Genomic DNA, 24,780 nt, shown 5'->3' with positions numbered 1-24,780 from the left:
ATGTGCGGAGTGCGGCTGTTCACGGCGGTTGGGGAGACGTACAGTCGCGAAGTGTGAGCCCAGTCATCACGCTTCTCACCGACTACGGACTCGAGGACGGATACGTGGCCGCCTGTCACGGGGTGATAGCGGGGATCGCTCCGCAGGCCCGCGTGATCGACGTGTGCCACCTCGTGCCTTCGGGGGACGTCCGCAGAGGTGCCGCGATCCTCGCCCAGACCATCCCGTACCTGCCCACGGGCATCCACGTCGGGACCGTCGATCCCGGCACGGGCGGCGCGCGCCGCGCCGTGGCCGTCGAGGCGGGCGCGCGCGTCTTCGTCGGCCCTGACAACGGGCTGCTGTCCTGGGCGATCACCGCCAGCGGAGGTGCCACGGCCGCCTACGAGGTCGCCAACGCCGAGCTGTTCCTCAGCCCCGTCTCGCCGACCTTCCACGGGCGCGACGTGTACTCGCCCGTGTCGGCGCACCTGTGCGCGGGACGCAAGCTGCCGGAGGTCGGCCCCGAGCTCCCGCTGGACCGGCTGGTGTCGCTGCCGTCGCCCGTCACGTACGTCCGCGAGGGCGCGGTGGAGGGCGAGGTCGTCTCCGTGGACAGGTTCGGCAACACCCAGCTGTCGATCGCGGCCGACGACCTGGCGGCGGTCGGGGTGCTGGTGGGCGACACGCTGTCGGTGTGGCTGGGGCGGCGGCAGGTGTCGCTGCCCTACCGGGAGTCGTTCGCGGCGGTGCCGCCGGGAGAGCTGGTGGCGTTCACGGACTCGGCGGGGTTGATCGCGCTCGCCGTCAACTCGGGTGACGCGGCGCAGCGGCTCGGACTCCCGCCGGGGGCCCACGTCCGGCTGTGCGCGCTCCACTGACTCCTGCGACAAAACCGGTCTCATGTGGTTGAAGAGTAAGAAGAGGTAGTTACACCGCGTATCGGACTGTTTACCGAACCGTCGGATTGCACCATCGTGCGCGTGCCAGAATGCACGGCACCGAAGCGTCCCCCTCCTCCCGGTTCGAGGCCGACGTGATCCGACTGTCCATCGCCCTCATCCCCATCATCGCCATGACCTGGGCGCCGGCGGAGCCGCCGGTGGCCGAGCGATGGCGGGCATGGCCGGCCTCCGAGGTCTTCCCCGCGAGGCTGCCCGGCACCACCCCCTCAGGCGCCCGCACCGCCTACGTCCTTGCCGGCATCGCGCCCGAAGCCCCGTGCGCCCGCGCCTTCCATCCCGGCGCCCGGCCGCGCGGCTGCCTCACCGCCCTTCGCGCCACCTACGTCGACACCACCCAGACCTTCGTCGCCACCGCCGGCGTCGCCGTGCTCACCGGTGCTCCCCCGCCGCCCGCCGAGCGGGGAGATCCCCGGCCCGCGACCGTCATGCCGTACACGGTGCCCGGCGGGCCCGCCGAACTGTTCGGGACCCGCCAGTACATCACCGGTGCCCGGAGCGGCTCAGGCCCGCGCTACGTGGTCATGACCGCCGCCGGATACACCGACGGCCGGCCGTACACGAAGGGCCAGAGCGCGCCGCCGCGGCTGCGCGGCATGGCGCGGGAACTGGCGACGGCGCTCCACCGGCGGCTCACCGGATGAGGCGGGCCTTCGCCGCCGCCCTGCTGGCGGCCCTGCTCACCATCGGCACGCCCACGGTCGCCGACGAGGTCGGCGCCACGGCGCGCGAACGGCAGTGGCAGCTCGCGCCGCTGCGCATGGCGGAGGCCTGGCGTGTCACCAGGGGTGGCGGCGTCACGGTGGCCGTGCTGGACACCGGCGTCGACGCCCGCCATCCCGACCTCGCGGGCGCGGTGATCAAGGGCCCGGACCTCACCGGACAGGCCGCGAGCGGGGCCCGCTGGGGCCACCACGGGACCGCGATGGCCAGCCTCATCGCCGGCCGCGGCCACGGCGAGGGCCGGGACGCCGGGGTGATCGGCATCGCGCCCGAGGCGACCGTGCTGTCGGTGCGGGTCACGCTGGAGAACGACGATCCGCGCCGCGAGTTCCAGCGCACCAGGGCCCGCGGCCAGGACGCGCTGGCCAGAGGCATCCGCTACGCGGCCGACCAGGGCGCGCAGGTGATCAGCATGTCGCTCGGCGGGGGCAGCGGCACGTGGGAGGGTTCGGCCGCCGAGGAGGAGGCGGTGCAGTACGCGCTGGCGCGTGGCGCGGTGCTCGTCGCGTCGGCCGGCAACGACGGCGACGGCCCCAACAGGAAGAACTTCCCCGCCGCCTACCCCGGGGTGATCGCGGTCGGCGCGGTCGACAGGAAGCTGCGGGTGACGCCCTTCTCCAACCGCCGGCCCTACCTGTCGGTGGTCGCGCCCGGCAAGCAGATCGTCAGCGCCGACGGCCCCCGCTCCTACGTGATCGGCGACGGCACCAGCTCGGCCGCCGCGATGGTGGCGGGCATCGCGGCGCTGATCAGATCCGCCTACCCGCGGCTCACGCCGCTGCAGGTACGGCGGGCCATCGAGAGCGGCGCGGGCGGGCGGGGGCACAGCAGCGCCTACGGCCACGGCGTGGTCGACGCGGCACGGGCGCTGGCCGAGGCGCGCCGCCTGAGCGATCGGGAGCCGCCGGCCGCACCCAGGGCGCTGCCCTACTTCGGCGGCGGCCCCGCGGCTCCCGTTCCCGACTCCAGGCCGCTGGTGATCGCCGCGCTCGTGCTGGCGGCCGCCGCGATGGCGGTCAGGACAGTGGCGCGCAGCAGGCGGCGGCACCGCTAGTACCGAGCAAGCGCTTGTGTGATACTGCTCCACATGACGTGGTTCGACGGCACCGCCCTGCTCGGCACCCGGTGCACGACCTGCCAGGCCGTCTTCTTCCCCCCGCACCACGGCTTCTGCCGCGATCCGTGGTGCGAGGGCGAGGAGCTCGTGGAGCACCGGCTGTCCCGGCGCGGCACCGTGTGGTCCTACACCAACGCCTGCTACCCGCCGCCGCCGCCGTTCGTGACGGCCGAGCCGTACGAGCCGGTGACGCTCGCGGCGGTGGAGCTCGACGAGGAGCGCATCGTCGTCCTCGGCCAGGTGAAGGACCTGACGGTCGACGACCTCAGCGTCGGCATGGCGCTGGAGCTGACCGCGGGCACGCTCGCCGACGGCGCCCCGGTGTGGATGTGGGGGTCGCCGCGATGAGCGTCGTCGTGATCGGCGCGGGCATGCACCCGTGGGGCAAGCAGGGCAGGCCCTTCCACGAGTACGGCGTGGCCGCCGCCAGAGCCGCCCTGGCCGACGCCGGTGTCGCGTGGCGTGACGTGCAGTACGTCGTGGGCGCGGACACCATCAGGAACGGCTACCCCGGCTTCGTCGCGGGCGCCACCTACGCCCGCGCGCTCGGCTGGTCGGGCGCCCGCATCGCCTCCTGCTACGCCGCCTGCGCCTCCGGCGCCCAGGCGCTCGACCTGGCCCGCACAGCCATCCTGGCGGGCCGCTGCGAGGTCGCCATGGTCATCGGCGCCGACGCCGCCCCCAAGGGCTTCTTCACCCCCGTCGGCGGCGACCGCCCCGACGACCCCGACTGGCTGCGCTTCCGGCTCCTCGGCGCCACCAACCCCGCCTACTTCGCCCTGTCCGCCCGCCGCCGCATGGCCCTGTACGGCTCGACGCCGGCCGACTTCGCCGCGGTGAAGGTCAAGAACGCCCTGGCCGGCTCACTGAACCCGTACGCCCGCTACCGCAAGCAGGTCACGGCCGAGGAGGTCCTCGCCTCTCCCATGGTCGCCGACCCGCTGCGGCTGATGGACATCTGCGCCACCTCCGACGGCGGCGCGGCGCTCGTGCTCGCCTCAGCCGCCTACGCGCGCAGGATCGGCGCCGCGCGTCCGGTGACGCTGGCCGCGGTCTCGACCGTCACGCCCACCTACCCCAAGACCGTCCTGGACCTGCCCGACTTCGCCACCGACCCGCCCGTCCGCGACAGCGTCCCGTTCCGCGCCGCTCTCGCAGGGGCCGCCTACGAGGAGGCCGGACTCGGCCCGCGCGACCTGTCCTTCGCCGAGGTCTACGACCTGTCCACCGCGCTCGAACTCGACTGGATGGAGGACCTCGGCCTGTGCGCCCCCGGCGAGGCCGACAAGCTGCTGCGCGCGGGCGACACCGCGCTCGGCGGCCGCGTCCCGGTGAACCCCTCGGGCGGGCTGGCCTCCTTCGGCGAGGCGATCCCCGCGCAGGCCATCGCCCAGGTCTGCGAGCTGACCTGGCAGCTGCGCCGTACGGCGGGCCCGCGGCAGGTCGAGGACGCCCAGGTGGGCATGGCGGTGAACCAAGGACTGTTTGGTCATGGTTCAGCGGTTATCGCTATGAGGTGACCCGGATTGAACCCTTCGCCCCTGGCATGTTCTACTTGAACACGGAAAGTAACAACGTGACTACGGAGCGTCACGGATCCGGCGCTCTGGCACCTTGCTTCAGGGGGAAATACCAATGATCCGTTCCATTATCGTCGCTGCCGCTCTGGCTGGACTCGCGGTGACCGGGCCTGTGTGCTCCGCTTCGGCGGAGGTCTTCTACGGACCCGATCCCGCCAGCGACAGCATCAGCAGCGAGAGCACCGAAACCACCAGCACCTCCAGCAATACCTCGACCGACAGCAACAGCGACAGCAGCACCGACGCCGACACCGCCGGCGTCACGGATGCCGACACCGACAGGGACGCCGCCACCGACGCCGACACCAACACCGACGCCGCCACCGACGCCGACACCAACACCGACGCCGCCACCGACGCCGAAACCGATTCCGCCTCGGGCGCCGGTTCCTCGTCGGGCGCCGGTTCCTCCTCGGGCGCCGATGCCGGCACCGACGCCGACGCCGCCACGGCCACCGACGCCGACGCCGATGCCGCCACCGATGCCGACAGCGACGCCGAGACCGACGTGACAGAAGCCGAGACCGACGCCTGAACCGACACGGACACCGCGGCACCCGCCGCCATGAAGTAGGCGGGAGCAGCAGAAGCCCCCCACCCGAAGACGGGTGGGGGGCTTCTCACGCGCGGCTCAGCTCGCGTGCACCACGTCGTGCGTCTCGGCGAAGTGGCACGCGCTCTCGTGGCTCGTGCCCGGCCAGATCTGCAGCGGCGGCTCCTGCTCGGCGCAGATCTCCTGCGCCTTCCAGCAGCGGGTGCGGAAGCGGCAGCCCGACGGCGGGTTGGCCGGCGAGGGCGGGTCACCCTGCAGGATGATCCGCTCGCGCTGCTCCCTGCCCTCGGGGTCGGGCACCGGCACGGCCGACAGCAGCGCCTGCGTGTAGGGGTGCGCGGGCCGGTCGTAGATCTCGCTGTCCTTGCCGAGCTCGACGAACTTGCCCAGGTACATCACCCCGACCCGGTCGGAGATGTGGCGCACCACCGACAGGTCGTGGGCGATGAAGATGTAGGCCAGGTCGAACTCGTTCTGCAGCCGCTCCAGCAGGTTGATGACCTGCGCCTGGATCGACACGTCCAGCGCCGACACCGGCTCGTCGCAGACGATGACCTCCGGCTGGAGCGCCAGGCCCCGGGCGATGCCGATGCGCTGCCGCTGGCCGCCGGAGAACTGGTGCGGGTAGCGGTTGACGTGGTCGGGGTTGAGGCCGACCACCTCGAGCAGCTCCTGCACCTTCCTGCGGCGGTCACCCTTCGGCGCGACCTCGGTGTGGATGTCGAACGGCTCGCCGATGATGTCGCCGACGGTCATCCGGGGGTTCAGCGAGGTGTACGGGTCCTGCATCACCATCTGGATGTTGCGGCGCATCCGCTTGAGCTCGGCGCCCCTGGCGGTGGCGATGTCCCTGCCGTTCACCCTGACCGAGCCCGACGTCGGCCGCTCCAGCGCCATCAGGAGCTTGGCCAGCGTCGACTTGCCGCAGCCCGACTCGCCGACGATGCCGAGGGTCTCGCCCTTGTGCAGGTCGAAGGAGACGCCGTCGACGGCCTTGATCGCGCCGATCTGCCGCTTGAGGACGATGCCCTGGGTCAGCGGGAAGTGCTTGACCAGGTCGCGGACCTCGAGGATCGGCTCACCCACGGCTGCCATCGAGGACCTCCCTCCAGTAGTGGCAGGCGCTGCCGCGCACGCCGCTGATCTCGTAGAGCGGGGGGGCGTCGGTCACGCAGTTGTCCTGCCGGTAGGGGCACCGGGGGTGGAACGCGCAGCCCGACGGCATGTCGAGCAGGTTGGGCGGCAGGCCCTTGATCGCGTACAGCTCCTGGCCCTTCATGTCGACCCTGGGGATCGAGTCGAGCAGGCCCTTGGAGTAGGGGTGCGCGGGAGCCTTGTAGATGTCGTAGACCGGGGCGTTCTCGACGATCCGCCCGCCGTACATGACCGAGATCTTGTCCGCGACGTCGGCGACCACGCCGAGGTCGTGGGTGATCAGGATGAGGCCCATGTTGCTCTCGCGCTGGAGCTCCGCCAGGAGCTCCATGATCTGGGCCTGCACGGTGACGTCGAGCGCGGTGGTCGGCTCGTCGGCGATCAGCACCTCGGGGTCGAGCGCGATCGACATCGCGATCATGATGCGCTGGCGCATACCGCCGGAGAACTGGTGCGGGTAGTCGTTCACCCGCTGCCTCGCCGCCGGGATGCGCACCCGGTCCATCAGCTCGACGGCCTTCTTCATGCCGTCGCGCTTGCTCATCCCGCGGTGCACGCGGAACATCTCGCTGATCTGCCAGCCCACGGTGAAGACCGGGTTGAGCGCCGAGAGCGCGTCCTGGAAGATCATGGCGATGCGCTCGCCGCGGATCTGGCTCCTGGCCTCCTCCGACAGCTTCAGCAGGTCGGTGCCGTGGAAGCGGATCTCCCCCTGGGGGATCTTCGCCGGCGGCATGTCGAGGATGCCCATGATCGCCTGTGCGGTCACGGACTTGCCCGACCCCGACTCTCCGAGGACGGCCAGCGTCTCGCCGGCGCTCAGCGAGTAGCTGACGCCGTTGACCGCCCTGACGACGCCCGCCCTGGTGTGGAACTCCACGTGGAGGTTGTCCACAGCCAGCAGCGGCTCGTTGCCCAGCCCTCCCTCGGCTGGCAACACGTCGATTGCCGACTTCTTCTTCATCGCGAATCCCCCCTCTCTATCGCAGCTTCGGGTCGAGTGCGTCGCGTACGGCGTCGCCGATCATGACGAAGCTCAGGACCGTGATGCTCAGGAAGACCGCCGGGAAGATCAGCGGCTCCGGAGCCATGAGGAACCTGTTGCGCGCGTCGGCGATCATCAGACCCCACGAGATGTTGGGCGACTGGATGCCGACCCCGAGGAACGACAGCGCCGCCTCGCCCGCGATGAACACGCCCAGGTTCATCGTGCAGACCACGATGACCGGTGCCAGCGCGTTGGGCAGGATGTGCCGGACCGAGATGCGCCACGGGCTCGCGCCCAGCGCCCGCGCCGCGGTGACGTAGTCCTGGTTCTTGGCGGTGATGACGGCCGCGCGCATGATGCGCAGCACCATCGGCCAGGCCAGGATCGCCAGCGCGATCACGACGGTCCAGACGCCCGCCTTGTCCCTGCCGACGACCGACAGCAGCAGCAGCGCGCCGAGGATCGAGGGGATGGCGAAGAAGATCTCGGCCACGCGGGAGAGGATCACGTCCACGTAGCGGCCGTAGAACCCGGCGATCAGGCCGAGCGTGCCGCCCACCAGGCCGGTCACGAGCGAGGTCAGCACACCGACGAGGATCGAGACCCTCGCGCCGTGGATGACGCGCGCGTAGGTGTCGCACCCCTGGTTGTCGAGGCCGAACCAGTGGGCCGAGCTGATGCCCTGGCGTGCGTCGGCCAGGTTGCAGGCGCTGGGGTTCTGCGGCGCGAAGACGCTGGGGAAGAGCGCCATCAGGACCAGCACGATCGCGATGAGCGAGCCGGCCACGAAGACCTTGTTCCTGCGCAGGTCGTACCAGGCGTCCGACCAGAGACTGGCCGGCTTCCTCTCCTTCGGCTTCCTGCGCGAGGGCGCCTTGGGCGCCGTGACGGTGTTCGTGTCACTCATAGCGGATCCTGGGGTCTAGGACGGCGTACAGCAGGTCGACGATGAGGTTCGCGAGCAGGTACACGAGAACGAGAACCGTGACGATGCCGACGACGACGGCGTTCTCGCGCCTTGCGACCGACTGGAAGAGCTGCTGCCCGATCCCGTTCAGGTTGAAGATGGCCTCGGTGATGACCGCGCCGCCCATCAGCGAGCCGAGGTCGGCGCCCAGATAGGTGATCAACGGGATGAGCGAGTTGCGCAGCGCGTGCCTGCCGAGAACCCTCCGGCGGGGCATGCCCTTGGCGACCGCCGTACGGATGTAGTCGGCCCTCAGGGTCTCCATGAGACTGGTCCTGGTGAGCCGGACCAGGTAGGCGATCGACGTGCCGGCCAGCACGAAGCCCGGCACGAGGAAGCTGCGCCACCCCGCGTCGGTGCCGGAGATGGGGAAGAAGTCGATGCCCGCCGAGGTCTTGAGCTTGACGCCCAGGATGAGCTGCAGGACGAAGCCGCTCACCAGCGTGGGGACCGACACCAGCAGCAGCGTGAGGGCCAGGATGGCGTGGTCCTCCCAGCGGCCGCGGCGGAGGGCGGCGAGCAGGCCCAGACCCAGGCCGACGATCGCCTCGATGACGAGGGCGGTGACCGCGAGCTGGATGGTGACCTGGAACTTTCCGGCGAACAGGTCGGAGACCTGCACGCCCTGGAACGTCTCGCCGAAGTCGCCGACGAAGATTCCCGAGATGTAGTGCCAGTACTGGACGATCAGCGGATCGTTGAGCCCGTACTGCTCGCGCAGCTGCGCCGCGAGCACGGGGTCGATGCGGCGTTCACCGCCCAGGATGGCCACGGGATCGCCGGGCAGGGCATAGACGGTGCAGAAGATGAGGAATGTGGAACCCAGTAGAACAGGGATCGCCTGGAGCAGGCGCCTGATCACGTAGCGGCCCATGATGTCTCCCGATCATTGCGAAGGGCAGCCCGGCAACCTCCGGGCTGCCCTTCAGTTGTTCAGGGCCCCTCGGAACGGCATCTGGTGGACGCCCGCCCGAGAGTGCGGGTCATGGTCAGGAGGCCCGCTCGACCTTGGCCAGGTCGATCCGCTCGAACGGGTCGATGGTCACGTTCTTGACGTTCTGCGAGTAACCAGCGTTGGTCTGGTAGAAGTACACCGGCACGTACGGCATGTCCTTCACCAGCAGGTCGGCCGCCTGCTGGTAGAACGTGATGCCCTCCTGGTCGGTCTTGGCGGAGTCGCCCTTGACCAGCAGGTCGTCGAAGTCCTTGTTCGAGTAGCGGCCGTGGTTGGAGCTGCCGCCGGTGCCGTAGATCGGACGCAGGTAGTTCTCCATGGACGGGTAGTCCATGATCCAGGCCATGCGGAAGGCGCCGCCGACCTTGCCCTTGTCCAGCTCGTCGAGGATGGAGGCGAAGGACTCGTAGGACTCGGCCTTCACGTCGACGCCCAGGTTCTGGCGCAGGTTGTTGGCAGCGGCCTCGATCCACTCCTTGTGGCCGCCGTCACCGTTGTAGGCCAGGGTGACGGGGCCCTTGCCGCCACCGTTCTTGTCCCACAGCTCCTTGGCCTTGGCGGGGTCGTAGACGCACGCGGTGCAGGCGCCCTTGCGGTAGCCGGCCACGATGGGGCTGACGAAGTCGTCGGCGGGCACGCGGGTGCCGGAGAAGACCTGCTCGGTGATGGTCTTCCGGTCGATCGCCATCGAGAGGGCCTTGCGCAGCTCGACGTTCTTGGCCCACGCCTCGCCGTTTTTGGTGTTGAAGCCGAAGTAGCCCACACCGGAGGACGGCTGCTCGATGTAGCGGTCGCCCAGCTCCTGCTTGGCGGTGGCGATGGCCTCGGGCGGCAGCTGGTCCATGATGTCCAGGTTGCCGGCCCGCAGCTCGTTCCACGCGGTGCCGAGGTCGCTGAAGATCTTGAAGTCGACCGCGTCGACCTTCGCCTTGCCCTCGACGAACTCGTCGTAGCGCACGAGCGAGATGGTGGTGTCGGTCGCGGGCTTGAACGGCTTGGCCATCTTGAAGGGGCCATTGCCGATCGGGTTCTCGCCGAACTCCTTCTTGATGCCGCCGTTGCCGTCGAAGGCCACGCTCGGCATCGGCATGAAGGTGGTGTAGCCCAGCATCGTCTTGAAGCCCGAGTAGGGGTGGGCCAGCGTGACGGTGAAGGTCTTGTCGTCGACGAGCTTGAGGCCCGCGAGGGTCTTGGCCTTGGGCTCGGGGGCCTTCTGCGGGCCCTCCTCGCCGTCCGGGTCGAGGGGGGCGACGTCGTCGTAGCCCTCGACGGCGGAGAAGAAGTGGCCGCCTTCCTGGACGTTGGGGCCGTAGGCGGCGGCGTTCCAGGCGTCGACGTAGCTCTTGGCGGTGACGGCCTCGCCGTTGTGGAACTTGTAGCCGTCCTTCAGCTTGATCGTCCAGACCTTGGACTCGGCGTCAGGCTCGATCGACTCCGCGCCACGGAGGACGACGTTCTTGTCCTTGTCGTAGTCGACAAGGCCGACGAACAGCGCGTTCAGCACCTCGGCACCACTGGTGTCGTTGGTGTTGGTGGGGCTCAGCTCGTGCTGCGGCTTGGCGATCTCGACCCTGACCGGCTGGGCGGCGGACCCTCCGCTGGAGTTGCCGGTCGTCCCACCGCCGCCCCCGCCGCACGCGGCGACCGCGACGGCCAGAAGCGCGGTACCGGCGACGATCTGTGCGCCCTTAGTAACACGCATTAGTAGATTTTCCTCCCTCTACAGGTGGGCGTAAGCGCTGAGCTGCGAAGTCCTAGGCAGCCTGACGGAGGAGCCTTGTCTGTCCCCCGGGTTTGGCTGACATGGTCAAACCAGCTGACGCCCTGCCAGTCGATCGCGACTATCCCTCACTACTTGCCACCAGCGAGTCTCTGGCACATTGCAGTTCGGTCACACGTCTGCGAGTCCGGCGTCACACTCATCCGCCCACCGGTCGTGGGGGACCCTTCATGAGGACAAACCGGTCATTATGGGATGAGCAAGGCACCTGAATCGTCGAGTCAAAATACACCTCATCGGACAGTGCTCTCACCACAGGCACACCGCGAGCGCTCCTGGGCTACCGTTGACCAAGTCTTGGACCGGACATGGAACCCGACCTCCCCAAGGCGACGTCCAACTCTCTGCGGCAAACCGCCGCGCGAAGCACCCCACCTACCAGGATCCAATAGAGTCCTTGCCATGAGCCAGCCGGAATCCGCGGTCGCGGACGCCCAGGCGGGCGGCCGCAGCGGAGAACCGCTGAGCAAGCTCGCCAAGCGATACGGGCTTCGCCGTGCCATCGCACGGCCGAGGTTCCACGCCTACCTGCGCCAACTCTGGGAGCGGCGACACTTCATCAAGACGTACGCGACCTCGCGCAACGTCTCGAAGTACAGCAGCTCGGCGCTCGGCCAGCTGTGGCAGGTGCTGACGCCGCTGCTGAACGCCGGCATCTACTACCTGATGTTCGGCCTCATCCTCGGCGGCAAGGGCACCATCGAGAACTACACGGCCTTCCTCCTCACGGGGATGTTCGTCTTCACCTATACACAGCGGTCGGTGACGGCGGGCGCCAAGTCGGTCTCGGGCAACCTCTCGCTGATCAGAGCCCTGCACTTCCCGCGCGCGGCGCTACCCCTGGCGTACACGATCCAGGAGCTCCAGCAGCTCGTCATCTCCATGGGCATCCTGCTGGCGATCGTCGTCGTCACCGGCGAGTTCCCCACCCTGTTCTGGCTGATGATCCCGGTCGCGCTGCTGCTGCAGACGATGTTCAACGTGGGCGCCAGCCTGGTCATGGCCCGCGTCGGCTCCGCCGTGCGCGACATGAACCAGCTGCTGCCCTTCATCATGCGCACCTGGCTGTACGCCTCCGGCGTCTTCTTCTCCATCCAGGAGAAGGTGGTCTCACCCGACGACGGCGCGGGCCTGCCGCAGTGGGTCGCGGACATCATGTACGCCAACCCCGCGGCCTCGTACATCGAGTTCATGCGCGACATCCTGATCGACGACCACAGTCCCCGTCCGTGGGTCTGGATGAGCTGCGTATTCTGGGCAGTGTTCGCACTCGCCTTCGGCTTCTGGTACTTCTGGCGCGCCGAGGAGAGGTACGGCCGTGGCTGAGTTGACGGAGGAGCTGTCCCAAGTGAAGGCTGAGGAGCCCGGCGTCCCCAACAAGGACGTCAGGGTCCACCCCAACCCGGAGCCCCCCGCTCCCACGACGGGTACTCCCACCGTCATCGTCGACGACCTCCACATCGTCTACCGCGTCTACGGCGCCACCTCCGACCACGAGAAGGGCAACGCGGTCAACGCCCTCATGCGCATGGTCAAGCGCCAGGGGCGGCCGCAGATGAAGGAGGTCCACGCGGTCAAGGGCGTCACGTTCGTGGCCTACCACGGCGACGCCATCGGCATCGTGGGCCGTAACGGCTCGGGCAAGTCCACGCTCCTGCGGGCCATCGCCGGCCTGCTGCCGCCCCACTCGGGCGCGGTCTACACCGACGGCCAGCCGTCCCTGCTCGGCGTCAACGCCGCGCTGATGCGCGAGCTGACCGGCGAGCGCAACATCGTGCTGGGCTGCTACGCCATGGGCATGACCCCCGCGCAGGTCAAGGAGAAGTACGACGAGATCGTCGACTTCTCCGGCATCGGTGACTTCGTGCAGCTGCCGATGTCCACCTACTCCTCCGGCATGGGCGCCCGCCTGCGCTTCGCCATCTCCTCGGCCAAGACGCACGACGTGCTGCTGATCGACGAGGCCCTGGCCACCGGTGACCGGGAGTTCCGCAAGAAGAGCGAGAAGCGGATCAAGCAGATCCGCGAGTCGGCCGGCACGGTGTTCCTCGTGGCCCACGACCTCAAGGTGATCGAGGAGACCTGCAACAGGGTCATCTGGCTGCACAAGGGAAAGATCAGGATGGACGGTGACCCCAAGGAGGTCATCGCCGCCTACAACAAGGGCTGAGCCGGGGCCTCCCGGCAAAGACCCGCCGGGTACCGGGAAGCCGATCACCATCGCCGCCCTTCCGGGTGGAAGATGGGAGACGGTAAGCCCGCGTACTCACCGGAGGTGCATCTTGCCCGCACAGCCGCCCATTCCTTACGACTTCCTGCCCGAGGTCCCCGCCCTGACCGTCGAGAGCGACGACGTCCGCGACGGGGAGCGCCTGCCCGACGCCCACGTGTTCGACGGCTGGGGCATGACAGGCCAGAACCTCTCGCCCCACCTGCGCTGGTCGGGCGCCCCCGAGGGCACCAGGAGCTTCGCGGTCACCTGCTTCGACCCCGACGCCCCCACCGGCAGCGGCTTCTGGCACTGGCTGCTGTACGACATCCCCGCCGACGTCACCGAACTGCCCACCGGCGCCGGCACCGCCGACTCCAAGACCGGCGTCCATGCGCGCAACGACTACAACACCAAGGCGTACGGCGGAGCCGCCCCGCCGCCCGGCCACCCGCACCGGTACCTGTTCGCCGTCCACGCGCTGAGCGTCGATTCGCTCGGCATCGACCCCGACAGTCCCGCCGCCGTGGTCGGCTTCAACATCACCGCGAACACGCTGGCCAGAGGCTTTATCGCACCTGTGTACGAAACCTGAGCGACGCCCCGGGAAAGGCCTGACACCGCCCTCGCCGTTCCGATATGATTCGAACGCTGTTTCGAGCTGAGGAACATGATGGAGTGGGGGCGCGCGATGCGAGAGCTGTCGACCGCGATTGACCACCTGGCCATCGAGGATCCGTCCGAGATCCCCAGGGCCGAGCTCGCCGAGCAACTGATCGAGCTGCACTGGCAGATGGCCAGGCTCCAGGCCCAGATCGCCCGGCGTACGGGCGTCCGCATCACCTGACCCGTATCCGCCCTCTCCCGCCGCCGCGACCGCCCTGAAGCGCTGTCGCGGCCGCTGAGGGCGACCCGCCGTCCTACCGTCCAGCCCCGCCGGTCTCTCGGTCGCCGCGACCGGCGCGGCTCACCGCCGTCCACGCGCCACGGCCACCTCCCGCGGGTGGCCGGGCCGTACGCCCGGCCACCATCACGGCGACCTGGCCCACAAGCGACCCGCACCGCATTCCCGCCCGCTCGCCGGAGAGGGAGTTCCAGAGACCGGTCTGCGCCCCTCGGCTCCTGCCGGAAGTCGAGGTTGCGCCGCTCCCCCACCGCTTGCCGGAAGGCCACGGTCCGTCGAAAGCCGCGGTTCCTGATGCCGCTCCACCCTGTCCGGACGGGCGGGTGTCCTGATACCGCTCCACCCCGTCCGAAGGGGCGGGGTTCCTGATACTGCTCCGCCCCCATTCGGACGGGCGCGGTTCCTGATACTGCTCCGCCCCGTTCGGACGGGCGGGGTTCCTGATGCCGACCCGCCGCCCGCCGGACGGCAAGGGTTTCTGATGCCGCTTCATCGCCCGCCGGACGGCAAGGGTTGCTGATGTCGCTCGGCTGCCGGCTGGACGGGCGGGCTCTCCCGCCGCTCCGTCGGCGCGCGGGTGGTGGCGTGGCGGACATGGCGAAACCGGTGGCCTGACCCAGGGCCACCGGTTTCGTGGAGCCAGCCGTGCCGGCCCGCGTCATGGAGGAGGAGTGGCGGTCGACCTGTGAGCCGACCGGCGGGCGGTCCGTCCCGTGAGCCCGTGGCTCACGCCCGCCGGCCGAGTCGGCGCCAGGTGCCGCCGGCTCTCCCTCCGGCTCCCGATCACCGCCGCCCGTTCGACGTTCCGTCCCAACGTCGTCGAACGGTCGTGGTTCACGGGCGCCGTCGCGGCGCGTAAGGAGCGCTCCCGGGAGCGGCCCTCCGGCTGGCCCCGGCCATGCGCCTGCGCAAACGCGCTCGGCCGGGCTTGCCGTACGGTGTCACGCCCGCCAGCACCGGTGATGACGCGCGGTTGCGGCCCTACCGGCACCTGGGAGGACGTGCCCGCGGTCAAGAAGTGTGTGCTGGGGTGCGACCCCCGTCAGGTGAGGTGTCGCGCGGCCGTGAGGCCGCCGCGTGTCCTCGGCTCAGTTCTCGGCGTGGAGGTCGGTCGTCTGGGCGACCGACTCGGCGACCCCACCCTGGGTCTCGCCGGCCGAGCTGACGACCCTGTTGGTGTTGTTGTCGACGACGTCGGTGGAGGCATCGACGAGCGGGGCGATCTCGTCGAGTGAAACGGCGTTCACCAGGCCGGGCAGCGTGTCGGCGATCGGCGCGGCCTCGACGGGCGCCACCTCGCGGACCACGGGCGCCAGCCTGGGACCCGTGCGGCCCTCCTCGGCGGCGTCCTTGCGGCTCCTCATCCCCTCGCGGGAGGCCTCGGCCGTGTCGCTGTCGCTGTCGGCGTCGATGAGGTCGGCCACGTCGATGATCGGGTTGTCGGTGGGGTACTCCTCGCCCGTGGTGGCCTCGTAGACCTCCTTGGGGGAGATCCCCAGCACCCACTTGACGAAGCGGTCGACCTCCTCGTAGGGGCCGCCGGCCTCGGTGGACTGCGTCACCGTCGCGAGGTCCTGGCCGTTGAGCAGGGAGCCGCCCGTGGCCGAGGCGGCCGGGCCCAGCGTCCTGTCGGCGAGCTCGTTGTCCGTCCGCAGCGAGACGCGCTCGGCGAACGGCGGGAGGTTGTTCAGGCCTGCCGCCTGCTTGACGCCGAAGGACTCGACGATGCCGCTCCCGTCGACGCGGACGGAGGTGTCGGCCTGCGCGGGCACCGCCACAGCCGCGGCGAGCCCGCAGACGGCGACGGCTACCGCTGCCTTGATAATTCGCTTCATGATTGCCTTCCCGGCTCTTTTTCGATTCGCGTCGTTCGATATTCGAATCGCGATTCGAAGTCCCCGAAAGCCGGCGTGCACGCTATGGGCGCCACAGGGAGCGCGCGCCGTCCGGCTGAGCTACCGACGCAGTTCTATCACCACCGCGAACGGCCGGGAGCCCCGGGAAACACGGGCCCCACCGCAGTTGGAGCCCCAGCATGGGATCAAGAGGGAGGTCGACAAGTCCGGACATAGGGAGGGTGGATTTCGGATATTCCCCCGACGCCCAACCAGTCGATCAAGGGAGTGCCACCGGCCCGTTACAACGGCACGGGAAACAAATGCCACGGGCCGGGGGCTCAGATTTTTCCGTAGCGGGATATCCGCTTGACCGCTCAGGCCGGCAGGAGAGCTTCCTCCGTGACCGCCTCCCACGGGAATCGATCGGCGAAGGCGGGCCGCAGGTCAGTCAGCCACACGGCCGTCGGGTCGTAGCGGGCGAAGAACGGCCTGGCGACCAAGGAGGGGTCGCGCGACTGGATGAGATGGAGGACGAAGACCTTCTGCCCCGCGATCTCGGTGACGCCGTCGACGCAGACCTTTCCCGGCGTCGCCGACATCGAAGGCCCCCGCACCGTACGGCAGAGCCCCGACACCGACGCGTACGCGTCCCTGAAGACCTCGTAGGCCCTGGCGAGGGGCACGGCGAAGTAGTCCTGCGGTCCCGTGTCCCGCTCGACGAACATGTAGTAGGGGATCATCCCCATGCCGAGCTGCCGCCGCCACATCGACGACCACACCTCGGGATCGTCGTTGATGGACCTGATCAGCGGCGCCTGCGTGCGGATGGTCGCCCCCGAGGCGAGGATGCGCGAGACCGCCTGCCCCACCAGCGGTGAGTCCAGCTCGCGCGGATGGGAGAAGTGGGCCATGAACGCGAGGTTCTTGCCCGCCGCGGTGACGCTCTCGAACAGGCGCAGCGTGTCGTCGGCGTCGGGGTCGGTGGTGAAGCGCTGCGGCCAGTAGGCCAGGGACTTGGTGCCGATGCGGATCGACTCCAGCTGCTCGATCTCCAGCAGCGGCTCGACGTAGCGCCTGAGCACGGGCTCGCCCATGATCATGGGGTCGCCACCCGTCAGCAGCACGCTGGTGACCTCGGGGTGCGCGCCGAGGTAGGACACGAGCTGGTCGACGTCGTCGGAGGCGAACTTGAGGTCCGCGTCGCCGACGAACTGCGCCCACCTGAAGCAGTAGGTGCAGTAGGCGTGACACGTCTGCCCCTGTTTGGGGAAGAAGAGCACCGTCTCCGGATACTTGTGCTGCATGCCGGGCACGGGTTCCGTGCCGATGCGCGGCACGTTGAGCGAGAGCTGCCCCGCCGGGTGCGGGTTGAGTTTCATCCGGACCCTGTTGGCCTCCGCCTGGATCTCCGCGTTCGGCGCCTCGGCCTTCAGGAGGTCGGCGAGCCTGTCCACATCGGGGCTCGGCAGCATGTCCGCCTGGGGGAAGACCAGGCGGTAGAGGGGATCGTCGGGTGCGGCCGACCAGTCGACGAGTTCGTCGACGACGTACGCGTTCGTCCGAAACGGCAGAACTGTGGCCACTGCCCTGACCTTCAGGCGCTCCGTCTCGTCGAGGCCCGCTCGCAGAAGGAGCTCGTCGAGATGCTTGGAGGTGTAGGCCTTGAAGCGTCGCGTTCCCGCTTGATTCAAGATCACTAGGCCTTTCCCATCTTTTTTGTTCGATCGGAGGTAAACCTGTGAGCCCCCTCGCGCGTCTAGGGGCTCTTATTACCGGACGCGGCGGCGGCGCCTTCTGGTTCCACTGAAACCCAAGTTTCCGGCGAGCTTTGACCACTCGCGACATATCGCGAATGGACATACACTGGCGGACTGTGACCGACGACGCAGCAATGCGAGCCTCCGACGCCGACCGCGACCGCGTCGCGGCAGTCCTCGGGGAGGCCCTCGCCACCGGCAGACTCACCAGCGTCGAGCACGCCGACCGGCTCGAGGCCGCCTACACGGCCAAGACCGTCGGCGAGCTCTTCCCCATCACCCGCGACCTGCCCGACATCGCGGCCGGCGCCAGGCCCGCGCTGGTCGAGCAGCAGACCGTGAACGCGGTCTTCAGCAAGGTCATCCGCAAGGGCCGCTGGGTCGCCTCCCGGCACACCAGACTGAGCGCCACCTTCGGCGCGCTGATCATGGATCTGTCCGACGCCGTCCTGCCCGGAAGGGAGATCACGATCCAGGCCGACGCCCGCTTCAGCAAGATGATCATCCGGGTTCCCGAGAACGCCCACGTCATCGACGAGGGCGCGTCGATGTTCGGCAAGCGCAACGTGTCGGGCGGCTCGGGCGGTGACGGGCCGCTGATCCGCGTCACGGGGCGATCGATGTTCGCCAAGCTCATCGTGGCCCGCGGGGTCACTGACTGGAACCTGGCATAACAACCATACGATTCGAACTGTGCCAGAGTCCGAACCGCCGATCGCGCTCGACGCCATGGGCGGCGACCACGCGCCGCACGAGATCGTGGCCGGCGCCGTGCACGCGGTCAGGACGCGCGGCCTGCCGATCGTGCTGGTCGGCTCGCCGCGGGTGCTCTACGAGTCGCTGGCCGACCACGACGCCACCTCCGAGATCCCGATCGTGCGGGCGGAAGAGGCGCTCGCCATGGACGAGGGCGCGCTCGCCAGCCTGCGCCGCCCTCGCTCCAGCATCGCCGTCGCCTGCCACCTGCTCAGGCGGGGCGACGCCTCGGCCGTGGTGTCCGCGGGCTCGACCGGCGGCATCGTCGCCACCGGCAAGCTCCGGCTGAAGGCGCAGCAGTCGGTCATCAGGCCCGCCCTCGCCGTCACCCTGCCCACCAGGCCCACGCCCACGATCCTGCTCGACGCCGGCGCCAACGCCGAGGTCAAGCCGGAGATGCTGGTGCAGTTCGCGCACCTGGGCTCCGCCTACGCCGAGACCGCGCACGACATCCGCAACGCCCGCGTCGGCCTGCTCACGATCGGCTCCGAACCCGAGAAGGGCGACAAGCTCGTCAGACGCGCGCACGAGCTGCTGCGGGCCGTACCCGGCATCCACTTCCTGGGCAACGTCGAGGGCCACGAGCTGCTGACGGGCGCGGTCGACGTCATCGTGACCGACGGCTTCACCGGCAACGTCGCGCTCAAGACCATGGAGGGCGCGGTCCGCTACGCCCTCACCGAGCTGCGGGCGTCGGTCAACGAGAGCACGCTGGCCAGGATGGGCGCGCTCATGCAGCGGGCCCGCCTCAGGGACCTGTCGGCCAGGCTCGACTCCGAGGCGTACGGCGGCGCCGCCCTCCTCGGCCTGAACGGCACGGTCGTCATCGCCCACGGCGCCGCCAAGGCCGCCGGCGTCAGCGCCGCCTGCCAGCTCGCCGCGACGCTCTCCCGCAGGGGCATCGTCACGCGCATCGGCGAGCGTCTCGGGACCGGCCATCGCCCCCACCGGCTATGGTGATCGATACCGCGATTTCGGGGGAATTCGGGGGAAACGCGTGGAAGGTCTGACATCTGCCCAGGTGGCGGTCGCCAAGAAGAACACCGTCCCACGCCGGACGAGCAGGTCGCTGTCGGCGATCATCCGGGCCAACGTCCTCACGCTCTTCAACCTGGTCATCGGCGTCCTGTTCGCTCTCATCCTCATCTTCGGCGCCTGGCAGGACAGCCTGTTCGGCCTGGTGATCGTGGCCAACGCGATGATCGGCATCGTCCAGGAACTGCGCGCCAAACGCACGCTCGACCGCCTCGCCGTGGTCAACGAGGCACCCGTCACCGTCCGGAGAGACGGCGCAGACCAGCGCATCCACCCCGGCCAGATCGTGCTGGGCGACCTGGTCCTGCTCGGCCCCGGCGACCGGGTGCTGGTCGACGGGGAGGTCGTCGCGGCCGAAGGGCTGGAGATCGACGAGTCGCTGCTCACCGGCGAGGCCGACCCCGTCCACAAGCGGCCCGGCGACGAGGTCCTGTCCGGCAGCTTCGTCGTCGCCGGCTCGGGCGCCTTCACCGCGACGAAGGTCGGCGAGGACGCCTACGCCGCCAGGCTCACCGAGCAGGCCAGCAGGTTCCACCTGGCTCACTCCGAGCTGCGCGACGGCGTCGCCCGGTTCATCAGGTACATCACCTGGCTGGTCATCCCGATCGGCGCCCTGCTCATCTACAGCCAGGTGCGCAACCACGAGGACTTCGGGTCGGCCATCACCGGCGCGGTCGCCGGCATCGTCACCATGATCCCCGAGGGCCTGGTGCTCATGACCAGCATCGCCTTCGCCGTCGGCGTCGTCCGGCTCGGCCAGCGCGACGCCCTGGTCCAGGAGCTGCCCGCCATCGAGGGCCTCGCGCGGACGGACATCCTGTGCCTCGACAAGACCGGCACCCTCACGGCAGGCGGCATGGACCTCGACGAGGTCATCCCGCTCAAGGAGGACGCCCCCGTCGACGCCGCCCTCGCCGCCCTGGCACACGTCGACCCGCGCCCCAACGCCACCGCCCAGGCCATCCAGGCCGGCTACCCCGAGGCGCCCGGCTGGACCAGCACCGACATCGTGCCGTTCTCGTCGGCCCGCAAGTGGAGCGCCGCCACCTTCGACGGGCACGGCACCTGGTCGCTCGGCGCCCCCGACGTGCTGCTGACCCCCGGCACCACCGCGTACGGCACCGCCGCCGAGCTGGCCGCGACCGGCGCCCGCGTCGTGGCGCTCTGCCGTACCGACGGCAGGGAGCCCGTCGCGCTGGTGACGTTCAAGCAGCGGATCAGGCCCGACGCCCGCCAGACGCTGCGGTACTTCGCCGAGCAGGGCGTCGCCGTCAAGGTCATCTCCGGCGACCACCCCGACGCGGTCGCGGCCATCGCCACCGCGCTCGACATCCCCGGCGGCGACCGCGCCGTCGACGCCAGGACGCTCCCCGACGACGAGGACAAGCTCGCCGAGATCCTGGAGGGCAACACCGTCTTCGGCAGGGTCAGCCCGCAGCAGAAGCGGCAGTTCGTCACCGCGCTGCAGTCGCGCGGCCACACGGTGGCGATGACCGGCGACGGCGTCAACGACGTGCTCGCGCTCAAGGACGCCGACCTCGGCATCGCGATGGGCGCGGGCAGCCCCGCCACCAAGGCGGTCGCGCAGGTCGTGCTGCTGGACAACAGGTTCGCCTCGCTCCCGGAGGTGGTGGCCGAGGGGCGCAAGGTGCTGGCCAACATCGAACGCGTCTCCAACCTGTTCCTCACCAAGACCTTCTACGCGCTCGCGCTGTCGCTCGTGGTCGGCCTGCTCGGCGTCATGTTCCCGTTCGCGCCCCGGCACTCGACCCTGGTCAACGCGCTGACCATCGGCGTGCCCGCCTTCTTCCTCGCGCTCGCGCCGACGGCCGAGCGGTCCCTGCCGGGGTTCGTGCCGCGCGTGCTCCGCTTCGCCGTACCGGCCGGGCTGATCACCGGGGCCGCGGTGATGCTCTCCTTCACGCTCGCCGGCGGCGACCGCACGCCCGCGGTCATCACGCTCTTCCTGGTCACCTGGTGGGTGCTGGTGCTCGTCGCCCGGCCGCTCAACGCCTGGAAGGCCGTGCTCGTCGGGGCGATGGCGGTGCTGTTCGCCGTCGCGCTCGCCGTCCCCGCCACCCGCGTGTTCTTCGAGCTCGGCACGGGTGGCTGGGAGGCCGTCGCCATCTCCGTCGTGGGCGCGGCGTGCATCAGCGTCTCGGTCAGGCTCACCGGTACCCTTGGAACATGACCGACCCGCAGATAGTGCTCACCGAGCGCGTCCAGCGTGCGCTGGCCACCGCGTTCGGCCCCGAGTACGCCGACGCAGACCCGCTGATCCGGCCCTCCCAGTTCGCCGACTTCCAGGCGAACGTCGCGATGAGCCTGGCCAAGCGCCTGCGACGAGCCCCGCGGGAGGTCGCCCAGGAGATCGCTGACCAGCTCTCCGACTTCCCCGGCACGATCGAGGTCAGCGGTCCCGGTTTCCTCAACATCGCCCTGTCCGACGGCTGGGTCACCGGCCAGGCCAACGAGATGCTCGCCGACCCGCGCGCCGGCGTCGGCACGGCCATGCCGCCGCAGCGCATCGTGATCGACTACTCCGCGCCCAACGCGGCCAAGGAGATGCACGTCGGCCACCTGCGCACCACGATCGTGGGCGACGCGATGGCCCGCGTCTACGAGCACCTCGGCAGCACCGTCGTGCGGCAGAACCACCTCGGCGACTGGGGCACGCCGTTCGGCATGCTCATCGAGCACCTGCTCGACATCGGCGAGGCGGCCGCCGTCGCCCAGCTCGAGGCCGGCCAGGGCACCGAGTACTACCAGGCCGCCCGCGTCAAGTTCGACAGCGACGAGTCGTTCAAGGCCCGCTCCCGCCGGCGGGTCACCACGCTCCAGTCGGGCGACCCCGAGACCATGCGGCTCTGGCACGTCTTCATGGACGCCACCATCCGCTACTTCGACAAGGTCTACGACATGCTCGGCGTCACGCTCACCGACGCCGACATCGCCGGCGAGAGCATGTACAACCCGATGCTCGAGAAGACCTGCGACGACCTCCAGGCCATGGGCGTGGCGACCATGAGCGAAGGCGCGCTCTGCCTGTTCCCGCCCGGGTTCACCGGCTCCGACGACAAGCCGCTCCCGCTGATCATCCGCAAGAGCGACGGCGGTTACGGCTACGCCTCCACCGACATGGCCGCGATCCGCTACCGGGTCGAGGACCTCAAGGCCGACCGCGTCCTCTACGTCGTCGGCGCGGACCAGGCGCTCCACTTCCGCATGGTCTTCGCCGCCGCCAAGCAGGCCGGTTGGCTGCCCGACACCGTCTCCGCCGAGCACGTCCAGATCGGCATGATGCTCGGCAAGGACGGCCGCCGCTTCAAGACCCGCTCCGGCGAGTCGGTCAAGCTCACCGACCTGCTCCAGGAAGCCGTCGACCGCGCGTCGGCGGCCATCGCCGAGCGCGGCTACGACGAGGAGACCAAGGCCGAGATCGCCCACGCCGTCGGCATGGGCGCGGTCAAGTACGCCGACCTGTCGATCAGCCACGACAGCGAGTACGTCTTCGACTTCGACCGGATGCTGAGCTTCTCCGGCAACACCGGCCCGTACATGCAGTACGCCACGGCCCGGATCCGCTCCATCTTCCGCAAGGCCGGGGTCGATCCGGCCGACGCGCGCGGCCCGATCGTCCTCGGCGTACCGGCCGAGCGCGCCCTGGCCCTGCACCTGCTCGGCTTCGGCGCGGTCGTCGACCAGGTCGCCACCCTGGTCGAGCCGCACCGGCTCGGCTCGTTCCTGTTCGAGACGGCCAGCCTCTTCAGCACCTTCTACGAGGAGTGCCCCGTCCTGCGCGACGACGTCGACGCCGACACCCGCGCCTCCCGGCTCGCCCTGTGCGCGCTGACCCTGCGGGTGCTCGAAACCGGCCTCGACCTCCTGGGCGTCCCCGTACCCGAGCGCATGTGAGTCGTGGGCGCGCCTCCGCAAGGTTGGCGCGCCCCCCGGCTAGGCTTTACGCGGTCATGGAATGAGGCCGATATTGGGGGAGTTCTCTGCCTTGGCAACGGATCTGACCGCGAGCCCCCAGGCCACCACGGAGCTCCACCGATACGTCGAAGCCCTGCTGGCCAGCCTCGCCGCCGACAGCTCCACGCCACCGGCCGCGCCCACCTTCCAGGACGACCCGGGCTCCTGGCTGCCGCCCGCCGTACAGGCGCTGGCCGCCATCCTCGCCGGCGACGACCCGCTCGAACCGCTGACCAGGGCGGCGGGCCGCGACCAGCAGAACACCGCGCTCTTCCTCTGCCTCGCCCTGGCGGTGGCCGGCCACGGCGCCCGCATCCACGCCTCGTGGCTCGGCACCGCCTTCGGCGAGCTGTCCCTCGACCTGCCCCTCCCCCACGGCCAGCGCGCGCTGTGGCTGGCCGCCGCCAGAGGCGCGTACGGCCCGGCCGGCAAGATCTTCGTCCTCCGCAGGCTCGACGCGCTCGCCATCCCCGGCCACACCGAGGCGAACGCGTGGGTGCAGGCCCTGGCCCCGGGCGAGCCCGCGGTCGTCATACCGGCCGCGCTCGTCGACTTCCCCGAGCTGGCCGAGATCCCCGAACTGGCCACGCCCGTCCAGGCCGCGGCCAGGCTGGCCAGGCTCCGCGCCCGCTGCACCGAGATCACCTCGACCCGGCAGGCCGACTCCGAGTCGCGCACCTCGCTCACGAACGCGACCGCCGCCCCCGCCACCGCGTGGGCGGAGGAGGAGCCGCTCGCCGTCCTCCGCACGATGGCCGGGCTCGGCGGCCCTCCCGGACCGATGGGCTCGCTCGTCAGCCACCTGCTCGACGACCTTCGCCCCGGCGCCGACCCCTTCCTGTCCGCCATCGCGCTGCACGTGGCCGCGCCGATCCTGCGCGACGTCGCCGCGAAGCTGGCCGCCGACACCGAACTCCCGCCTCCCGACGCGATCACCGTGCCCGTGCTCGGCCACCGCCTGGAGCTCCGCCCCGAAGGCCCCGACGCGACCTCCATGGCCGCCGCCGAACGCGAGATCGTCGCGGACGGCATGCCCGACCGCGGGCTGCCGTGGCTGCCGTACCTGTCGCTGGCGCTGGCCGTCACGCTCTTCGTCGCCGCCGGCGTGGTGTGGTGGCCGCTCGCGCTGCTCGGCGCCGCCCTGGCCGGCCTGGGCGGATGGCGGCTCTGGCGGCTGCGGCAGGCCCGGCTGTCCGACGCCGCGTACGTCGAAAGGCGCCTGGCCGAGCTCAAGGACCTCGCCGACGGCGCGGTCTGGGCACTGCACGCGTATGCCCGCGAGGCGGAGGAGCGCGCCAAGCAGGCAGCCGAGGACGCCGCCGAGCTCACCCGCCTCCTGCGCCGCGGCCCCCGCGCCGCCTAGGAGCTGTTTCTTAGATCTCCTGACGGTGAGCGCTGGTCTTGTCACTCTTGGCATATGGGTCGTGGTGATCTGACGAACGCCGAGTGGGAACGGCTGGTGCCGTTACTGCCGGCTGGCGGGATGCGCGGCGGTCGGTGGAACGACCACCGGATGGTGATCAACGGGGTGCTCTACCGGGCGCGTA

At 70.0% G+C, this 24,780-nt stretch carries 23 protein-coding genes; 16 read left to right on the top strand and 7 right to left on the bottom strand.

Annotated elements, in window-relative coordinates:
* Nucleotides 1–53 precede the first annotated feature (53 nt).
* The 6 genes from ACWENQ_RS36720 (at nucleotide 54) to ACWENQ_RS36695 (ending at nucleotide 4,896) form a co-directional block, all read left to right on the top strand.
* Entirely contained in the window at nucleotides 54–860 is an 807-nt protein-coding gene (locus ACWENQ_RS36720) for an SAM hydrolase/SAM-dependent halogenase family protein (protein ID WP_354914245.1), read from the top strand.
* Nucleotides 861–970: 110 nt separating this feature from the next.
* A complete protein-coding gene (locus tag ACWENQ_RS36715; RefSeq protein ID WP_452418344.1) occupies nucleotides 971–1,585 on the top strand; it encodes a hypothetical protein in 615 nt (204 codons plus the stop codon).
* Nucleotides 1,582–2,718: a S8 family serine peptidase gene (locus tag ACWENQ_RS36710; protein WP_452418342.1), complete on the top strand. Its 1,137-nt coding sequence runs from the start codon at nucleotides 1,582–1,584 to the stop codon at nucleotides 2,716–2,718. The genes ACWENQ_RS36715 and ACWENQ_RS36710 overlap by 4 nt, the downstream gene beginning before the upstream one ends.
* A gap of 33 nt (nucleotides 2,719–2,751) precedes the next feature.
* Nucleotides 2,752–3,129 carry a Zn-ribbon domain-containing OB-fold protein gene (locus ACWENQ_RS36705; protein WP_354914239.1) on the top strand — a complete coding sequence of 126 codons (378 nt, stop codon included), beginning with the start codon at nucleotides 2,752–2,754 and terminating at the stop codon, nucleotides 3,127–3,129.
* Complete coding sequence (locus ACWENQ_RS36700; protein ID WP_452418340.1) at nucleotides 3,126–4,301, top strand: lipid-transfer protein; 1,176 nt, start codon at nucleotides 3,126–3,128, stop codon at nucleotides 4,299–4,301. The genes ACWENQ_RS36705 and ACWENQ_RS36700 overlap by 4 nt, the downstream gene beginning before the upstream one ends.
* A gap of 115 nt (nucleotides 4,302–4,416) precedes the next feature.
* Nucleotides 4,417–4,896: a hypothetical protein gene (locus tag ACWENQ_RS36695; protein ID WP_452418339.1), complete on the top strand. Its 480-nt coding sequence runs from the start codon at nucleotides 4,417–4,419 to the stop codon at nucleotides 4,894–4,896.
* A 96-nt stretch (nucleotides 4,897–4,992) separates the two neighbouring features.
* Here the strand turns inward: ACWENQ_RS36695 and ACWENQ_RS36690 are convergent, their stop codons facing one another.
* The 5 genes from ACWENQ_RS36690 to ACWENQ_RS36670 all read right to left on the bottom strand — a co-directional run bounded on the left by ACWENQ_RS36690 (nucleotide 4,993) and on the right by ACWENQ_RS36670 (nucleotide 10,681).
* Nucleotides 4,993–6,009, bottom strand: coding sequence for an ABC transporter ATP-binding protein (locus ACWENQ_RS36690; protein WP_449918590.1), 1,017 nt, complete (start codon nucleotides 6,007–6,009; stop codon nucleotides 4,993–4,995).
* A complete protein-coding gene (locus ACWENQ_RS36685; protein ID WP_354914231.1) occupies nucleotides 5,993–7,033 on the bottom strand; it encodes an ABC transporter ATP-binding protein in 1,041 nt (346 codons plus the stop codon). The genes ACWENQ_RS36690 and ACWENQ_RS36685 overlap by 17 nt, the downstream gene beginning before the upstream one ends.
* Nucleotides 7,034–7,049: 16 nt before the next feature.
* Nucleotides 7,050–7,964: an ABC transporter permease gene (locus ACWENQ_RS36680; RefSeq protein ID WP_449918594.1), complete on the bottom strand. Its 915-nt coding sequence runs from the start codon at nucleotides 7,962–7,964 to the stop codon at nucleotides 7,050–7,052.
* The gene (locus tag ACWENQ_RS36675) at nucleotides 7,957–8,898 is read right to left on the bottom strand and encodes an ABC transporter permease (RefSeq protein ID WP_449918596.1); all 942 of its coding nucleotides are present in this window, start codon (nucleotides 8,896–8,898) and stop codon (nucleotides 7,957–7,959) included. Before ACWENQ_RS36675 ends, ACWENQ_RS36680 begins: the two co-directional genes overlap by 8 nt.
* A gap of 115 nt (nucleotides 8,899–9,013) precedes the next feature.
* Nucleotides 9,014–10,681: a peptide ABC transporter substrate-binding protein gene (locus ACWENQ_RS36670; RefSeq protein ID WP_449918597.1), complete on the bottom strand. Its 1,668-nt coding sequence runs from the start codon at nucleotides 10,679–10,681 to the stop codon at nucleotides 9,014–9,016.
* Nucleotides 10,682–11,161: 480 nt separating this feature from the next.
* On the opposite strand from ACWENQ_RS36670, the gene ACWENQ_RS36665 reads away from it, so the two are divergent.
* From ACWENQ_RS36665 to ACWENQ_RS36650, 4 genes are all read left to right on the top strand, one after another.
* Nucleotides 11,162–12,085 (top strand): ABC transporter permease, encoded by a 924-nt coding sequence (locus tag ACWENQ_RS36665; protein ID WP_452418337.1) that lies wholly within the window; start codon nucleotides 11,162–11,164, stop codon nucleotides 12,083–12,085.
* On the top strand, nucleotides 12,078–12,929 hold the full coding sequence (locus tag ACWENQ_RS36660) for an ABC transporter ATP-binding protein (protein WP_452418335.1): 852 nt from the start codon (nucleotides 12,078–12,080) through the stop codon (nucleotides 12,927–12,929). The genes ACWENQ_RS36665 and ACWENQ_RS36660 overlap by 8 nt, the downstream gene beginning before the upstream one ends.
* A gap of 112 nt (nucleotides 12,930–13,041) precedes the next feature.
* On the top strand, nucleotides 13,042–13,563 hold the full coding sequence (locus ACWENQ_RS36655; protein ID WP_452418334.1) for a YbhB/YbcL family Raf kinase inhibitor-like protein: 522 nt from the start codon (nucleotides 13,042–13,044) through the stop codon (nucleotides 13,561–13,563).
* A 96-nt stretch (nucleotides 13,564–13,659) separates the two neighbouring features.
* Complete coding sequence (locus ACWENQ_RS36650) at nucleotides 13,660–13,815, top strand: hypothetical protein (RefSeq protein WP_192781480.1); 156 nt, start codon at nucleotides 13,660–13,662, stop codon at nucleotides 13,813–13,815.
* A gap of 1,145 nt (nucleotides 13,816–14,960) precedes the next feature.
* Here the strand turns inward: ACWENQ_RS36650 and ACWENQ_RS36645 are convergent.
* The gene (locus ACWENQ_RS36645; protein ID WP_449918604.1) at nucleotides 14,961–15,707 is read right to left on the bottom strand and encodes a hypothetical protein; all 747 of its coding nucleotides are present in this window, start codon (nucleotides 15,705–15,707) and stop codon (nucleotides 14,961–14,963) included.
* A 377-nt stretch (nucleotides 15,708–16,084) separates the two neighbouring features.
* Nucleotides 16,085–17,407, bottom strand: a complete 1,323-nt coding sequence (locus ACWENQ_RS36640; RefSeq protein ID WP_449918606.1) for a KamA family radical SAM protein — start codon at nucleotides 17,405–17,407, stop codon at nucleotides 16,085–16,087.
* 176 nt (nucleotides 17,408–17,583) lie between these two features.
* On the opposite strand from ACWENQ_RS36640, the gene ACWENQ_RS36635 reads away from it, so the two are divergent.
* From ACWENQ_RS36635 to ACWENQ_RS36610, 6 genes are all read left to right on the top strand, one after another.
* On the top strand, nucleotides 17,584–18,141 hold the full coding sequence (locus ACWENQ_RS36635; RefSeq protein WP_452418332.1) for a DUF1707 SHOCT-like domain-containing protein: 558 nt from the start codon (nucleotides 17,584–17,586) through the stop codon (nucleotides 18,139–18,141).
* A complete protein-coding gene (plsX, locus tag ACWENQ_RS36630) occupies nucleotides 18,122–19,183 on the top strand; it encodes a phosphate acyltransferase PlsX (protein ID WP_449918668.1) in 1,062 nt (353 codons plus the stop codon). Before ACWENQ_RS36635 ends, plsX begins: the two co-directional genes overlap by 20 nt.
* Before the next feature lie 37 nt (nucleotides 19,184–19,220).
* Nucleotides 19,221–21,449 (top strand): HAD-IC family P-type ATPase, encoded by a 2,229-nt coding sequence (locus ACWENQ_RS36625; protein WP_449918610.1) that lies wholly within the window; start codon nucleotides 19,221–19,223, stop codon nucleotides 21,447–21,449.
* Nucleotides 21,446–23,173: an arginine--tRNA ligase gene (argS, locus tag ACWENQ_RS36620; RefSeq protein WP_449918612.1), complete on the top strand. Its 1,728-nt coding sequence runs from the start codon at nucleotides 21,446–21,448 to the stop codon at nucleotides 23,171–23,173. Before ACWENQ_RS36625 ends, argS begins: the two co-directional genes overlap by 4 nt.
* 91 nt (nucleotides 23,174–23,264) lie before the next feature.
* Nucleotides 23,265–24,596 (top strand): hypothetical protein, encoded by a 1,332-nt coding sequence (locus tag ACWENQ_RS36615; protein WP_452418330.1) that lies wholly within the window; start codon nucleotides 23,265–23,267, stop codon nucleotides 24,594–24,596.
* 54 nt (nucleotides 24,597–24,650) lie between these two features.
* On the top strand, nucleotides 24,651–24,780 hold a 130-nt coding region (locus tag ACWENQ_RS36610), incomplete at its 3' end, for a transposase (RefSeq protein ID WP_452418455.1).

It is taken from the genome of Nonomuraea sp. NPDC004354 (assembly GCF_053602555.1).
The sequence above is the reverse complement of the archived record's forward strand: the minus strand, read 5'-3'. Positions and strand labels throughout refer to the sequence as shown.

Excerpts from the sequence above, each read along its gene's own strand:
- ACWENQ_RS36715 (WP_452418344.1), top strand. The coding sequence starts at position 971 with ATGCACGGCACCGAAGCGTCCCCCTCCTCCCGGTTCGAGGCCGACGTG.
- ACWENQ_RS36710 (WP_452418342.1), top strand. The coding sequence starts at position 1,582 with ATGAGGCGGGCCTTCGCCGCCGCCCTGCTGGCGGCCCTGCTCACCATC.
- ACWENQ_RS36705 (WP_354914239.1), top strand. The coding sequence starts at position 2,752 with ATGACGTGGTTCGACGGCACCGCCCTGCTCGGCACCCGGTGCACGACC.
- ACWENQ_RS36700 (WP_452418340.1), top strand. The coding sequence starts at position 3,126 with ATGAGCGTCGTCGTGATCGGCGCGGGCATGCACCCGTGGGGCAAGCAG.
- ACWENQ_RS36695 (WP_452418339.1), top strand. The coding sequence starts at position 4,417 with ATGATCCGTTCCATTATCGTCGCTGCCGCTCTGGCTGGACTCGCGGTG.
- ACWENQ_RS36690 (WP_449918590.1), bottom strand. The coding sequence starts at position 6,009 with ATGGCAGCCGTGGGTGAGCCGATCCTCGAGGTCCGCGACCTGGTCAAG.
- ACWENQ_RS36685 (WP_354914231.1), bottom strand. The coding sequence starts at position 7,033 with ATGAAGAAGAAGTCGGCAATCGACGTGTTGCCAGCCGAGGGAGGGCTG.
- ACWENQ_RS36680 (WP_449918594.1), bottom strand. The coding sequence starts at position 7,964 with ATGAGTGACACGAACACCGTCACGGCGCCCAAGGCGCCCTCGCGCAGG.
- ACWENQ_RS36675 (WP_449918596.1), bottom strand. The coding sequence starts at position 8,898 with ATGGGCCGCTACGTGATCAGGCGCCTGCTCCAGGCGATCCCTGTTCTA.
- ACWENQ_RS36670 (WP_449918597.1), bottom strand. The coding sequence starts at position 10,681 with ATGCGTGTTACTAAGGGCGCACAGATCGTCGCCGGTACCGCGCTTCTG.
- ACWENQ_RS36665 (WP_452418337.1), top strand. The coding sequence starts at position 11,162 with ATGAGCCAGCCGGAATCCGCGGTCGCGGACGCCCAGGCGGGCGGCCGC.
- ACWENQ_RS36650 (WP_192781480.1), top strand. The coding sequence starts at position 13,660 with ATGCGAGAGCTGTCGACCGCGATTGACCACCTGGCCATCGAGGATCCG.
- ACWENQ_RS36645 (WP_449918604.1), bottom strand. The coding sequence starts at position 15,707 with ATGAAGCGAATTATCAAGGCAGCGGTAGCCGTCGCCGTCTGCGGGCTC.
- argS (WP_449918612.1), top strand. The coding sequence starts at position 21,446 with ATGACCGACCCGCAGATAGTGCTCACCGAGCGCGTCCAGCGTGCGCTG.